The 14,197-nt window shown below is 62.7% G+C and carries 14 protein-coding genes; 10 read left to right on the top strand and 4 right to left on the bottom strand.

Going from position 1 to position 14,197, the window contains the following annotated elements; all coding sequences use genetic code 11:
• Nucleotides 1-195, bottom strand: a complete 195-nt coding sequence (locus tag BMX62_RS00590) for a hypothetical protein (RefSeq protein WP_090202425.1) — start codon at nucleotides 193-195, stop codon at nucleotides 1-3.
• Between the two features lie 483 nt (nucleotides 196-678).
• On the opposite strand from BMX62_RS00590, the gene BMX62_RS00585 reads away from it, so the two are divergent.
• Together BMX62_RS00585 and BMX62_RS00580 are read left to right on the top strand one after the other, a co-directional pair.
• The gene (locus BMX62_RS00585; protein ID WP_090202422.1) at nucleotides 679-2,994 is read left to right on the top strand and encodes a Tex family protein; all 2,316 of its coding nucleotides are present in this window, start codon (nucleotides 679-681) and stop codon (nucleotides 2,992-2,994) included.
• Between the two features lie 56 nt (nucleotides 2,995-3,050).
• Complete coding sequence (locus BMX62_RS00580; protein ID WP_090202418.1) at nucleotides 3,051-5,204, top strand: YgiQ family radical SAM protein; 2,154 nt, start codon at nucleotides 3,051-3,053, stop codon at nucleotides 5,202-5,204.
• Here BMX62_RS00580 and BMX62_RS00575 read toward each other — a convergent pair.
• Nucleotides 5,201-5,386: a PLDc N-terminal domain-containing protein gene (locus BMX62_RS00575; protein ID WP_090202415.1), complete on the bottom strand. Its 186-nt coding sequence runs from the start codon at nucleotides 5,384-5,386 to the stop codon at nucleotides 5,201-5,203. The genes BMX62_RS00580 and BMX62_RS00575 overlap by 4 nt on opposite strands.
• A gap of 159 nt (nucleotides 5,387-5,545) precedes the next feature.
• Here BMX62_RS00575 and BMX62_RS00570 point away from each other — a divergent pair, with 159 nt between their 5' ends.
• A complete protein-coding gene (locus BMX62_RS00570) occupies nucleotides 5,546-5,746 on the top strand; it encodes a tautomerase family protein (RefSeq protein ID WP_090202413.1) in 201 nt (66 codons plus the stop codon).
• Nucleotides 5,747-5,753: 7 nt separating this feature from the next.
• A complete protein-coding gene (locus tag BMX62_RS00565; protein ID WP_238375780.1) occupies nucleotides 5,754-6,002 on the top strand; it encodes a hypothetical protein in 249 nt (82 codons plus the stop codon).
• Between the two features lie 13 nt (nucleotides 6,003-6,015).
• Here BMX62_RS00565 and BMX62_RS00560 read toward each other — a convergent pair whose 3' ends face one another.
• Nucleotides 6,016-6,798: a ParA family protein gene (locus tag BMX62_RS00560; protein WP_090202404.1), complete on the bottom strand. Its 783-nt coding sequence runs from the start codon at nucleotides 6,796-6,798 to the stop codon at nucleotides 6,016-6,018.
• A gap of 95 nt (nucleotides 6,799-6,893) precedes the next feature.
• Nucleotides 6,894-7,724, bottom strand: coding sequence for a tetratricopeptide repeat protein (locus tag BMX62_RS00555; protein WP_090202401.1), 831 nt, complete (start codon nucleotides 7,722-7,724; stop codon nucleotides 6,894-6,896).
• 194 nt (nucleotides 7,725-7,918) lie between these two features.
• Between BMX62_RS00555 and phoB the strand changes: the two genes are divergently transcribed.
• From phoB to ppx, 6 genes are all read left to right on the top strand, one after another.
• A complete protein-coding gene (phoB, locus tag BMX62_RS00550) occupies nucleotides 7,919-8,611 on the top strand; it encodes a phosphate regulon transcriptional regulator PhoB (RefSeq protein WP_090202398.1) in 693 nt (230 codons plus the stop codon).
• A gap of 5 nt (nucleotides 8,612-8,616) precedes the next feature.
• Nucleotides 8,617-9,984 (top strand): phosphate regulon sensor histidine kinase PhoR, encoded by a 1,368-nt coding sequence (gene phoR, locus BMX62_RS00545; protein WP_090202395.1) that lies wholly within the window; start codon nucleotides 8,617-8,619, stop codon nucleotides 9,982-9,984.
• 94 nt (nucleotides 9,985-10,078) lie between these two features.
• A complete protein-coding gene (locus BMX62_RS00540; protein WP_090202393.1) occupies nucleotides 10,079-10,759 on the top strand; it encodes a TIGR00153 family protein in 681 nt (226 codons plus the stop codon).
• Between the two features lie 25 nt (nucleotides 10,760-10,784).
• Complete coding sequence (locus BMX62_RS00535) at nucleotides 10,785-12,035, top strand: inorganic phosphate transporter (protein WP_090202390.1); 1,251 nt, start codon at nucleotides 10,785-10,787, stop codon at nucleotides 12,033-12,035.
• Between the two features lie 34 nt (nucleotides 12,036-12,069).
• Nucleotides 12,070-12,600 carry a SixA phosphatase family protein gene (locus BMX62_RS00530; RefSeq protein ID WP_143339629.1) on the top strand — a complete coding sequence of 177 codons (531 nt, stop codon included), beginning with the start codon at nucleotides 12,070-12,072 and terminating at the stop codon, nucleotides 12,598-12,600.
• A 96-nt stretch (nucleotides 12,601-12,696) separates the two neighbouring features.
• The gene (gene ppx, locus BMX62_RS00525; protein WP_090202383.1) at nucleotides 12,697-14,196 is read left to right on the top strand and encodes an exopolyphosphatase; all 1,500 of its coding nucleotides are present in this window, start codon (nucleotides 12,697-12,699) and stop codon (nucleotides 14,194-14,196) included.
• Nucleotide 14,197: the final 1 nt, after the last annotated feature.

The raw sequence follows: 14,197 nt of genomic DNA, 5'->3' as shown, positions 1-14,197 counted from the left end.
TTACTGCCGCTCGATGGGCGCGTCGTCGCCGCGGCCATAGGCAAAGATGCCCAGGCCCACGATCATCACCCCCAGGTAGGGAGACAGCTGCCACAGCACCCCGAACATGCCCAGCTCCGGGGGTACCCTGGGCAGGGCGTAGAAGATGCCGGCCAGGCCGGCGAGAAAGACCAGGATTCCAATACCGATACGCACGACACAGACCCTCTTGTTCCAATGGCGCCCGCCACCCTAGCAGATCCGGCCCCGGCCATCCTTGCGCTGACGCAGGGTCCGGTGCGGTCAAGCCCCATCCCCACCATTGTGTCTGCGATTGCGCCTCGCCTGGTGCTCGCTCGCCTGCTCGACCAAGTGCCGTGTCGCCTGGTACGAGCGCTGACAGAATGCCCGGAAGGGTGCCGCCTGGGCCTCGATGGGCTAAACACCGGTTCATCAGTTCCTCCGCGAGAAACCCCCACGCAGGCTTTCGCCAGGGCGAACACATGCCCCTTGCTTCACTGCGGGTGAGCCGGCCGGTTTGAGTATTTGCACCGGTGAAGTCATGGCATATACTGTATTTTTTTGCAAACGTCAGCCCACATCCATACAGGAGGGCGCGAAACAGGAGCGCCTGATCGTGCCGGGCACGATGCGTTGCACCTCCCCGAACCCAAAAACGGGGTTTTTCGCGCAACATTGATGACCGATATTCCTCGCCGTATCGCCCAGGAACTGGGCATCCATCCCGAACAGGTCAAGGCCACTGTGGCACTGCTGGATAGCGGCGCTACCGTGCCATTTGTAGCCCGTTACCGCAAAGAGGCCACCGGTGGCCTGGATGACGCGCAACTGCGCAGTCTGGAGGAACGTCTGGGCTATCTGCGGGAGCTGGACGCCCGCAGGGATGTGGTGCTCAAGGCCATCGAGGCGCAAGGCAAACTGACCGATGCCCTGGCGGCAGCCATTTTCGAGGCAGATACCAAGACGCGTCTGGAGGATCTGTACCGCCCCTACGTGAAAAAACGCCGTACCAAGGCCCAGATCGCCCGGGAAAATGGCCTGGAACCCTTGCTGGATACCCTGCTGGCCGACCCCGGTCAGATACCGGAGGCGGTGGCCGCCGGTTACACCACCGAGGAAATCACCGTGGAGGCCGCTCTGGAAGGGGCGGGGCACATCTTCATGGAGCGCATCGCCGAGGAAGCGGACCTGATCGAGGCGTTACGTAATTATGGCTGGGAGCAGGGGTTTCTGGTCAGCAAGGTAATACCGGAAAAGGCCCAGGAAGGCGCCCGATTCCGGGATTATTTTGATCATGTGGAACCTTTGAGCAAGGTGCCTTCCCATCGGGCCTTGGCCATGTTTCGGGGACAGGCGGAAGAATGTCTGCGACTGGAAGTGGCCTGGACCCAGGCCCAGGCCCGGGGTGAGGAGGACACCACCACCTCCCCCGGAGAGGCGGCCATTGCCCGCCATTTTCAACTGTCAGATCAGGGGCGGCCAGCGGATGCCTGGTTGGCCCGGTACGCCCGTCTGGCCTGGCGGGCCAAGCTGTCCATTCATCTGGATGTGGCCCTCAAGCGCCAGTTGCGGGATCTGGCGGATGCGGAGGCCATCCGGGTGTTTGGCGCCAATCTGCAGGATGTGCTGCTGGCTGCTCCGGCGGGTTCCCGTACCACCATGGGGCTGGACCCCGGAGTGCGTACCGGAGTGAAGGTGGCGGTGATCAATGGTCAGGGGGCGGTGGTGGATACCGCCACGGTATATCCGTTCCCCCCGCAAAAACGGGTGCAGGATACCCTGGAAACCCTCTCTGCCCTGGCCCGCAAACATCAGGTGGACCTGGTGGCCATTGGCAACGGCACCTATTCCCGGGAGACAGATGCCCTGGTGGGGGAGTTGATGAGGCTCAACCCCCAACTGGGACTGACCAAGGTGGTGATTTCCGAGGCTGGTGCTTCGGTCTATTCCGCCTCGGCCCTGGCGTCGGCGGAGTTGCCGGAGCTGGATGTGTCCCTGCGTGGGGCGGTGTCCATCGCCCGCCGTCTACAAGACCCCCTGGCTGAACTGGTGAAAATCGAACCCAAGGCCATTGGTGTGGGTCAGTACCAGCATGATGTCAATCAGACCCAACTGGCCCGTAAGCTGGACGCCGTGGTGGAAGATTGCGTAAACGCGGTGGGGGTGGATGTGAACACTGCCTCGGCGCCTCTGTTGGCCAGGGTGTCGGGGCTGGGCACCACCCTGGCGGAAAATATCGTCGCCTTTCGTACTGAACAGGGGCCTTTTGCCAGCCGTGCTGCCCTCAAGCAGGTGCCTCGTCTGGGGCCCAAGGCCTTTGAGCAGGCCGCAGGCTTTTTGCGTATCCCCCAGGGGAAGGATCCACTGGATGCCTCGGCAGTACATCCCGAGGCTTATCCCGTCGTTCGGCGGATTGTGGCTGATACTGGCCGGGATGTACGCGAACTGATCGGCGACGAGGCCTTTCTCCAGCGACTGGACCCGGCCCGGTTCACCGATGAGACCTTTGGTGAGCCTACGGTGCGGGATATCCTCACCGAGTTGGCCAAGCCTGGACGGGACCCGCGCCCGGAGTTTCGTACTGCCGCCTTCAAGGAAGGGGTGGAGCGTCTGCAGGATCTGCAGCCGGGCATGGTGCTGGAGGGTACGGTGACCAACGTGGCCAACTTTGGTGCTTTCGTGGATATTGGCGTGCATCAGGACGGGCTGGTGCATATTTCCGCCCTGTCGGATCGTTTCATCAAAGATCCTCGGGATGTGGTGCGGGCCGGTGATGTGGTCAAGGTGAAGGTGATGGAAGTGGATCTGGAACGCAAACGGATTGCGCTGACCATGCGTCTGGATGATGATCCGGGTCGGGAGGCCCCTCGCCGTCCAGCACCGGGACATCATGGCCCCAGGCATCGTTCCGGGGCCAAGGGCGCGGCCCGTGCCGAACCTCAGCCTGAAGGGGCGCTGGCAGCGGCACTCAAGGCAGCTACAGAACGGCGGTGAGCCGCTGCCCCAACACTGCCCGCGATTGAAATCGCGGGTTTCCTTGCGGATGTTCCATGAATTCCAGCGCCATCTTCAGGCCTCTTTTTTCCTACCGCCCCTATTGGGCGGTTCGCTTTGGCGTGGCGCCCTTCCTGCCCATGTCCCGGCACGAGATGGATCAGCTGGGCTGGGACAGCTGTGATGTGATTCTGGTGACCGGTGATGCCTATATCGATCATCCCAGTTTCGGGGTGGCCATCATCGGTCGCCTGCTGGAGGCCCAGGGTTTCCGGGTGGGGGTGATTGCCCAGCCTGATTGGCGTTCCTCTGAGCCTTTTCAGGCCCTGGGCCGGCCCAATCTGTTCTTCGGCGTGACCGCGGGCAACATGGATTCCATGGTGAACCGCTATACCGCCGACCGCCGCCTGCGCAGCAACGATGCCTACAGCCCCGACGATGAGGGTGGCCGACGGCCAGACCGGGCGGTGATCGTTTACAGCCAGCGGGTGCGGGAGGCTTTTCGGGATGTGCCCGTGATCATTGGCGGGATCGAGGCCAGTCTGCGACGGGTGGCCCATTATGATTACTGGTCCGACAAGGTCCGCCGCTCCGTATTGCTGGACTCCCGGGCCGATCTGCTCATCTACGGCAACGGGGAGCGTGCCCTGGTGGAGGCGGCCCATCGTATCGCCAGGGGGGAACACCCCAGGGACATGAAGGATCTGCGCGGTACCGCCTTCTTGCTGGATACTCCACCGGGAGACTGGCATGTGCTGGACTCCACCCTGGTGGACCGGCCCGGGCCGGTGCAGCGACATCGGGACCCTTACTGCGAGGAGATTCCGGAGCAGTGCGGCCCAGGGCAGGCCGTGGCCTGGGGCAAGGCCGCGGGTGCCCAGGTGATTCGGGTCCAGCGGCGTGCCCTGACGGCCCACCCCCGGGAACGGACCGTCATCCGCCTGCCCGACTGCGACACGGTGCAGGATGACCCGGTGCTCTATGCCCACGCCTCGCGCCTGATCCATCTGGAAACCAATCCGGGCAATGCCCGTGCCTTGGTGCAGGGACATGGGGACAAGGACCTGTGGATCAATCCGCCGCCGATTCCCCTGAGCACCATTGAGCTGGATCAGCTGTTTGACCTGCCCTTTGCCCGCGCCCCCCATCCCGCCTATGGGAGGGCGCGCATCCCGGCCTGGGAAATGATCCGGTTCTCGGTGAACATCATGCGTGGCTGCTTCGGCGGCTGTACCTTCTGTTCCATCACCGAACATGAGGGGCGCATCATCCAGTCCCGTTCCGAGGACTCCATCGAACGGGAAGTGGACGAGATCCGGGACAAGGTGGAGGGATTCACCGGGATCATCTCGGATCTGGGCGGGCCGACGGCCAACATGTACCAGCTCGGATGCAAGGACAAGGCCATCGAAGCCCATTGCCGCCGTCTGTCCTGCGTGCATCCCCGCATCTGCCGCAATCTGAATACGGACCACGGGCCGCTGATCCGGCTGTATCGCCGTATCCGCCAGCGTCCTGGCGTGAAGAAGGTGCTGATCGCCTCGGGGTTGCGTTACGACCTGGCCCTGGCATCGAAGGAATACATCCGCGAACTGGTCACCCACCATGTGGGCGGGTATCTGAAGATCGCCCCGGAGCATACCCAGCCCGGCCCCCTGTCACGGATGATGAAGCCGGGCATCGAGGTCTACGAGCGGTTTCGGGAACTGTTCGAGCGTTTTAGCCGGGAGGCGGGCAAGGAACAGTATCTGGTGCCGTATTTCATCGCCGCCCATCCGGGCACCACCGATGAGGACATGGTGCATCTGGCCCTGTGGCTCAAGCATAACGGTTTTCGTCTGGATCAGGTCCAGGCGTTTCTGCCTGGCCCCATGGCTCTGGCCACCGCCATGTATCACGCCGAGCGAGACCCGCTCAAGCCGGTAACCCGGAGCACCGAACGGGTGTTTACCGCCAAGGGATTGCGTCAGCGTCGGTTGCACAAGGCATTTTTGCGCTACCACGACCCTGAAAACTGGCCGCTGTTGCGGGAGGCCCTGCAGCGCATGGGGCGGGCCGATCTGATTGGCAATGGCAAGCGCCATCTGGTGCCCCGGTTCCAGCCGGCGGGCACCGGCACCACGGGAGAGGGGCATCGGCGCAAACATCCCCGCGGTCCGGCGCCCCATCGTGGCACGGTGGCCGGATCCCGTACCCGCAAGCGTCGTTAGCGCCCTGCTTTGGGTCCCAGCAGCAGCCACAAGATAAAGCCGAGCACCGGCAACAGCAGCAACAGGACGATCCAGAGCACCTTGGCTCCGGTGTCCGCCCGGCTCTGAATGGTGCTCACGATGGCCCAGATGATGGCGATCAGCAGGATCAGACTCAAAAGACCAGACACTTCAATACCCACAATGACGTCCTCCGTCTGAATGAAAAAAGGGGTCTTCCTGTCACCATACCCGGACCCGGTGGCGCTGGCCAGAGCAGTCCGCCGTTGGCATCATGGCCTTGATGCCGGTATCCTCGCCGGTGACCGGCGTTTGGTTCATCACACAGCGGAGTCCAGCCCATGCCCTACGTCAATATCAAGATTACCCGTGAAGGGGCCACCCCGGAGCAAAAGGCCGAGTTGATCCGCGGCACCACCCAATTGCTGGTGGATGTGCTGGGCAAGAACCCCAGGACCACGGTGGTGGTCATCGATGAAGTGGATACCGACAACTGGGGCATCGGCGGCGAGACCGTGACCGTGCTCCGACAGCAGGGTTGAACGGATTATGCCCTCTTCTTTCAAACGCCGCCGTGGGGCATCACAGCCGGGTCACCGGAAAAAGACCGACATGGGGCTGGTTCTGGTGGGTTTGCTGCTCATAGCCGTGGGTGTGTTCAGTCTGGTGGGTGGCGAAATCTGGGTCAGCCGCCTGACCGTTGGGGAAGGTCAGGGTATCGGTGGAACCGCCGCCCTGGTGGTGGGCGGCATCTTCATTGGCCTGGGGGCCTTCTTCCTGAAGGAATCCCGCAAATAATCCACACCCGTGTTCAGGTATGGCCGTTGAGCAGTCGGTACAGGGCCTGATACTCGGCGGTCAGCTTGTGATTGGGCGCCAGATGGATCAGGGGACAGGCATGCTGGTGGGATTCGCGGATTTTCACCGAGGTTGACAGATGGGTAGCCAGTACCGGCAGATGTTCCCGGATCAATTCATTCACCAGGGTGCGGGGCAATTTGGCCCCCGCCTGAAACTGATTGACAATGATGCCCTCCACCTGCAGCTTCTGGTTGTGGTCCTCCTGGATTTCCCGCACATTGTCCAGTAGCTCGTACAGGGCGCGACGGGAAAAATCGTCGCAGTCGAAGGGAATCAGGCAGCGTTCCGAGGCGATCAGGGCGGAACGGGTAAAGAAGTTCAGTGCCGGCGGGGTATCCATGTAAACACAGTCATAGTCCCCGGCGATGGCGTCCAGGGCATCGCGCAGCTTGTAGATCTTGTAGCGGGACTCCAGCTTGGTTTGCAGGTTTTCCAGTTCCCGGTTGGCGGGCAGGATGCTCAGGTGCTCAAACGGGGTGGGGCTGACGAACGAGGCCAGGGAGGCGGTGCGTCCGGTGAGCCGCATCAGGCCCAGGGTGGAGGCAAAGAAGTCCGCCATGGTGTGCTGGCAGGTATCGGCGGCCTGTCCCATCAGGTAGTGGCTGGAATTGCCCTGGGGGTCCAGGTCGATGACCAGGGTCCGCAGGCCGTGACTGGCGCTGATGGCCGCCAGGTTGCAGGTGATGGTGGACTTGCCCACACCCCCTTTCTGATTGAAGATCACGCGTCTCATCTGACTGCTCCCAACCAAAATGGCGCACGGACAGGGTGTCCATGCCTCAGTTGGTGGGGCAGTTTAGACAAAGGTGCCTCTTGGGTCGAGGACCGTCAATCCGGCTGTTCCTGGGACAGGGCCCAGGTCACCGCCCGGCCCCGGCCCTCCTGGATCTGTTCCGGCGTGGCCTGGGATTCCAGCGCCCGGCGCAATTCCAGCCCCAGTTCATCCCCCCCGGCCGCCGCCAGATTGGACCACTGGATGGCCGCCACGGGATCGACCCTCACGCCCCGACCCTGTGCATGCATCATGGCCAGCCAGGCCTGCATGCGGGGATGTCCCTGTTGGGCACCCTCGCGGGTGTAGTGGAGGGCCTTGTCGTCATCCGCCGTCACGCTGCCGATGCCCTCGATATAGAGTCGGGCCAGGAAATACAGGGCCAGCACTTCACCGGCCTCCATGGCCGGTAACAGCAGGGCCTCTGCCGCCAGGGCCAGGTCCGGATCCCGTCCTCCGAGGGCATCGGCAATCCAGATGGAGGCCAGCGCCACCCGGGCGGGTGCATGTCCCCGGTCGATGGCATACCAGAACCAGTGTTCCGAGGTCTCCCGATCCCTTGGCACCACTTCCCCCCTGAGATAGAGCCAGCCCAGATGCATGGCATAGGGCAGGGCGCCGGCCTGGGCGGCCTGGTCATACCAGTACACCGCCTGCTCACCGTCGGCTGTGGTTCCGTGACCGTGTTCGAACAGCCATCCCAGGTAGGCCATGGCGGTGGATGAACCCTGCTTGGCGGCCTGCATGAACAGGATTTTGGCCTGGTCATAAGCCGGCGGGTTCTGTGACAGGTACTGATGGGCCTGTGTCTCGGGGTCCGCTGGTGCCGGATTTGCCGAAGTGGCGCTGATCGACAGCAGCAACAGGGTCAAAAGCAGGATACGCATGGCGTTCTCTTGAGGGTCTGGTCTTTTTGTGCCGGAATGAAAACCCCAGGCTCCCGCTTTACTTTAATCCTGCAATGTGTCTGTGGCATGACATCCCGAAAAGGCGGACGATGGCCGCGGTGATTGCAATGTCACCGCCATGTCATAATTTCTCGTTGTAATAGCCGCGTCAAAGACAGGCTGAAGGAAAAGATATGACCGAAAAGACCATATTGCTGGTCGAGGATGAGCCGGCCATTCGCGAGATGGTGGGTTTTGCCCTGTCACGGGCCGGATTTTGCATGGTGGAGGCCGGTGATGCCAACGAAGCCCATACCCGGTTGGCGGAGCGGTTGCCAGATCTGGTGGTGGTGGACTGGATGCTGCCCGGCACCAGCGGCATTGATCTGGCTCGACGTCTCAAGCGGGAAGAATACACCGCCGAGTTGCCCATCATCATGCTCACCGCCCGGGGCGAGGAGGATGACAAGGTGGGTGCCCTGGAGGCCGGCGTGGACGACTACATCACCAAGCCCTTTTCCCCCAGGGAACTGGTGGCCCGGATCAAGGCGGTATTGCGGCGCAGTATCCCGGAGGAACAGTCCAGACCCATCACCGTGGACACCCTGACCCTGGACCCGTCCAGTCACCGGGTGACCGTGGACGGCGCGGCTCTGGAGATGGGACCGACGGAATTTCGCCTGCTGCATTTCTTCATGACCCATCCCGAGCGGGTCTATTCCCGTTCCCAGTTGCTGGACCGGGTCTGGGGACGGAACACCTATGTGGAGGAGCGCACTGTGGATGTGCATATCCTGCGCCTGCGCAAGGTGCTGGCCCCGTCCGGCTGCGACCGTTTCGTGCAGACGGTGCGCGGCGCCGGCTACCGTTTTTCCCTGCAGGCGTAGGCCCCATGCTCCTGGATTCCCGTTCAGGCAGTCCCTGGAAGGTGGAATTCTGGCGCCTGTCCGGTTTCATCCTTGCCGGCCTGGTGCTGGGTGCCCTGTTCGGTCATCTGGCCTGGATGCTGGTGCTCGCCTTGTCCGCCTATACGGGCTGGCAGTTGCGTCAGTTATACCGTTTTCATCGCTGGATCCAGGTGGGCAAGCGATCCGAGCCGCCCCATGCCAGCGGGGTCTGGGGGGATCTGATTTACGAGCAGTACCGGCTTTACCAGCGCAACCGGCGGCGCAAGAAAAAAATCGCCAAGCTGCTCAACCGCTTTCACGAATCCAGTGCCGCCATGCCGGATGCCACGGTGATCCTGGGTAGCCGCTTTGACATTGAATGGTTCAACGGCGCCGCCATCAGCTTGCTGGAACTGGAGTCCCCCAGGGACATCGGGCGGCGTGTCACGAATTTGCTGCGTCATCCCGAGTTTGTCCGCTACATGTACTCCGGCGATTACAGCGACGCGGTGGAGTTTCCCCGTGGCCCCGACGAGCGGGTCATGCTCTCCGCCCGCATCGTGCCCTACGGCGACAAGCAGTTCCTGCTGTCGGTGCGGGATGTCACCCGTCTGCACATGCTCGAATCCATGCGGCGTGATTTTGTCGCCAACGTCTCCCATGAATTGCGCACGCCCCTGACGGTCATCGCCGGTTATCTGGAAGCGCTGGCGGATGAGGATACACTGGAGCCGGAGATCCGGCGCTCCCTGCGATCCATGGAGTCCCAGTCGGTTCGCATGCGGCGCATCATCGAGGATTTGCTGACCCTGTCCCGACTGGAGACCCGTGACACCGCGGCCATGGGGCAGTCACCGGTGAGCGTGCCCGCCCTGATTCACGGCATCGAGGAAGAGGCGCGCATGCTCATCGGGGAGCGGGGGCAGCATCTGACCCTGGCGTTGGACGAGGGGCTCTGGTTGCGGGGGGCCAATACGGAGTTGCACAGTGCCTTTTCCAATTTGGTGACCAATGCCATCCACTATACGCCCGATGGTGGCACCATTACCGTGCACTGGCACGAAGACGATCAGGGTGCTCACTTCCAGGTTCGGGATACGGGTATTGGCATCCCACCCCAGCATGTCCATCGTCTGACGGAGCGTTTCTACCGGGTGGATTCGGACCGCAGCCGCAACAGTGGCGGCACCGGGCTGGGTCTGGCCATCGTCAAGCATGTGCTGCAGCGTCACGGCGCCCGGTTGCAGATCGAGAGCACGCCGGGGGAGGGAAGCACCTTCAGCTGTCATTTCGGGCCTGATCGGATCGTGCGGCGCGGCAGTGAGGCCGCCCGGGCAGAGGGGGCCAAGGAGGTATCGTACGAATCAATGTGAATATTTCATGACAGCGATGTGAATGCGGGATCTGAAGCTCCCGTCCGGCGTCATAATTCCGTTACAATCGCTGTTTTCCAGGTCTGGTCACCCCATGCCTCCAAAAAGCTATTTCTTCGATCTGTTCGGAAAGTCGCCGGTCCGCCCCCTGCAACTGCACGCGGAAAAGGTGCAGACCTGCGTGGCGGAGCTGCCCGGTTTCATGGCGGCAGTGTTTGCCCAGGACTGGGCGCAGGCCGAAGCCCGGCGCAATCGTATCGCCGAACTGGAGCACGAGGCGGACCTGCTCAAAAAGGATCTGCGCCGACATCTGCCCAAGGGCATGATGCTGGCCATGTCCCGTCGGGATGTGCTGGAAGCCCTCACCATCCAGGACGGCATTGCCAATACCACCAAGGATATCGCCGGCCTGATCCTGGGGCGGCGCATGCTTTTTCCCGATGTGCTGCATCCCCTGCTGCATGACTTCATCACCCGCTGCACCGAGGCCACCACTCAGGCCTCGCGGGCAGTGCATGAACTGGAAGATCTGGTGGAAACCGGATTTCGGGGCCATGAAGTGGATGTCATGGAATCCCTGCTCAACGAACTGGATGCCATCGAGCACGATACCGACCGGATTCAGGTGAAGGTGCGTGCCGAACTCTTTGCCATGGAACGAACATTGCCGCCGGTGGATGTGATCTTCATGTACCGGATCATTGACGAAATCGGCGACCTGGCCAATCTGTCCCAACGGGTTGGCAGTCGTTTGCGACTCATGCTGGCCCACTGATCCACAGACCTGAACTGACAATCCTATGGAATACGCGACGCTGCTTATCGTCCTGGCGTGCCTGTTTGGCTTTTTTATGGCCTGGGGCATCGGTGCAAACGACGTAGCCAATGCCATGGGTACCTCAGTGGGGTCCCGGGCCTTGACCATCAAACAGGCGGTGATTATTGCCGCCATCTTTGAGTTTGCCGGTGCCTGGCTGGCAGGTGGGGCGGTGACCCAGACCATCCGCTCGGGGATGCTGGATGCCAACCTGCTCTCGGGGACTCCGGAAATCCTGGTGTTTGGCATGCTGGCGTCCTTGCTGGCGGCGGGCACCTGGCTGCTGGTGGCTTCCATCTTCGGCTGGCCAGTATCCACCACCCATTCCATCGTCGGTGCCATCATCGGTTTTGCCATCGTGGCCATCGGCATGGAAGCAGTACAATGGGGCAAGGTGGGGGCCATCGCCATCAGCTGGGTGCTGTCACCGGCCTTATCGGGGGTGGTGGCCTTCGTCCTCTTCCGCAGTGTTCAGGTGCTGATTCTGGACACCCCCAATCCTCTGGAGAATGCCAAGCGCTACGTTCCCTACTACATTTTCCTTGCCGCCTTCTTCACCGCCCTTATCACCCTGCTCAAGGGGCTGACCCATCTGGGCATGGATCTTTCCACGGCCCAGAGCTATGGCATTGCCGCTATTATTGGCCTGATGGTGTCCGCCTTGGGGGTGGTGGCCATCCGGCGCTTGCGGTTCGATCCTGCCGATGATCGGGATTTTCATTTCAGCAACGTGGAAAAGGTCTTCGGTGTCCTGATGCTGGTGACCGCCTGCGCCATGGCCTTTGCCCATGGTTCCAATGATGTGGCCAACGCGGTGGGGCCGCTGGCGGCGGTGATCAGCGTGGTGCAGACCGGCGAGGTATCGGTACAGACGGCCATGCCGGTATGGATTCTTCTGCTGGGTGGGTTTGGTATTGTGCTGGGGCTGGTGACGTATGGCCATCGGGTGATTGCCACCGTGGGTACGGGCATCACCCAGCTCACCCCCAGCCGTGGCTTTGCCGCCACCCTGGCGGCGGCCATGACCGTGGTGCTGGCCTCCGGCACCGGACTGCCCATCTCCACCACCCACACCCTGGTGGGGGCAATCCTGGGGGTGGGTCTGGCCCGGGGCATCGCCGCCATTAACCTGGGCGTGGTGCGGGCCATTTTCATGTCCTGGGTCATCACCCTGCCGGCGGGCGCCTTGTTGTCCATCATTTTCTTCTTCATCATCCGGGCCGCCCTGAGCTAGGCGTGTGGCCCATATCTGCCAAAGGGATCAGGTCATGCCGCTGAAAACAGACCATGCACTGCGCCATCTGGTGCTGGTGCGCCACGGCCATGCCGGGGATGCGGGTGAATTTGCCGTCACCGGCCAGGAGGACCATCTGCGCCCCCTGACGCCGGAGGGCATCACCCGGATGATGAAGGCCGCCAGCGGACTGGATCGTTTGCTGGAAGGCCCGTTGGCCATCGTCACCAGCCCCTATGTCCGGGCCACCCAGACCGCCCACATTCTGACGGAAGTGTTTTCCGGCGTGGAGATGCTGTCCACACCCACCCTGGTTCCAGAGGCGGATCCGGCGTTGTTCACCCAATGGCTGCAGGAATTATCCTGGCCGCCGACCCTGCTGGCGGTGGGACACGAACCCCATCTGTCCCTGTTGGCCGGTTGGCTATTGACCGGGGAACGGCGATCCCTGGTGCGTATGAAAAAGGGCGGGGCCTGCTGTCTGAGCCTGGCCGGTGGTCTGGGGCCGGGTCAGGCCAGAGTCCATTGGCTGCTGACCCAGGGGCAGTTGCGCAAGCTGGCCTGACCGGCTCGCCCGGCTGTTATCCTCCCGACATGTTCCCCTGCTAGACTCGTCCCCTGAGGGTCGTCATCAAGACCCTGCAGAATAAGGGAGATTGTCATGTTCCGACGCCGCAAGCCCCCCGAGACCGTCGCCGCCGTCGATCTGGGTTCCAACAGCTTTCACATGATCGTGGCCCGGGTACGGGACGGCGACGTGCACATGCTCGACCGCCTGCGGGAGTCCGTGCGTCTGGCCAGCGGTCTGGATAACCGGGGCTTTATCAGTCCCGAAGCGGTGACCCGGGCCTTGGGCTGTCTGCAGCAGTTTGGCCAGCGGGTCCGGGATCTGCCTCTGGGCAGCGTGCGCGCCGTGGGCACCAATACCCTGCGCAAGGCCCGCAACGCCGAGGAGTTTCTGGAACTGGCCACCCGGGCCCTGGGGCATCCCATTGAAGTGATCGGTGGCCGCGAAGAGGCCCGTCTGATCTATCTGGGGGTGGCCCACAGCCTGGCGGATGACGGTGGCCGGCGGTTGGTGGTGGACATCGGCGGTGGCAGCACGGAACTGATCCTGGGGGAGCGCTTTGAACCCAGTCATACCGAAAGCCTGCACATGGGGTGTGTGAGCATGGGGCGGCTCTATTTTCCCAAGGGCATCATCACCGAGACCGCCTGGCGCGCGGCCGAGATCGGTGCCCGGCTGGAGTTGCAGCCCATTGAGGAAACCTACCGGCGGGTGGGCTGGCAGGAGGCCCTGGGGGCTTCGGGCACCCTGCTGGCGGTGGACCGGATCATGCGGGAGCAGGGGTGGACCCGGGAAGGTATCACCCTGGAAGGGCTGCATTTGCTGCGTCAGACCCTGATCAAGGCCGGGGACATGGCCAAGGTGGAACTCAAGGGGCTGAGCGATGAGCGTCGCCCGGTGCTGCCCGGCGGGGTGGTGGTGCTGATCTCGGTCTTCGAGGCCCTGGGCATCGGGCAGATGCGGGTGTCCGATGGCGCCCTGCGGGAAGGGCTGGTCTATGACCTGCTGGGGCGCATCAGCCACGAGGATGTACGCACCCGCACCATTGATGGCCTCATGAAACGGTTTCAGGTGGAGCCGGATCATGCCCGGCGGGTGGAGCAGACGGCCCTGCAGCTGCTGGAGCAGGTGGGAGACAGCTGGCAACTGGACCAGGATCACGGGGATACCCTGGGCTGGGCAGCCCGCCTGCATGAACTGGGACTGTCCATCTCCCACAGCCAGTTTCACAAGCATGGGGCCTATATGGTGGAGAATGCGGACTTGTCCGGCTTCACCCTGGAGGGGCAGCGGCGGATCGCCCTGCTGGTGCGTGCCCACCGGCGCAAGTTTCCCGTCAAGCTGTTTGATGATCTGCCCATCCTGGAGCGTCGTCCCCTGCTGCGCCTGGCGGTGTTGCTGCGTCTGGCGGTATTGCTGCACCGATCCCGCACGGACACGGTACCGGCCCTGGAGGGACTCAAGGCGAAGGATCAGGGCCTCAAGCTGCGGTTTGCCCCCGGTTGGCTGGAGGCCAACCCCCTGACCCGGGCGGATCTGGAGCGGGAGTCAGGCCACCTCAAGGCGGCCCATTTCAAACTCAAGGTGGAGTAAA

Source organism: Ectothiorhodospira magna (assembly GCF_900110965.1).
Taxonomy (GTDB): domain Bacteria; phylum Pseudomonadota; class Gammaproteobacteria; order Ectothiorhodospirales; family Ectothiorhodospiraceae; genus Ectothiorhodospira; species Ectothiorhodospira magna.
This window is presented reverse-complemented; position numbering and strand designations above follow the sequence as displayed.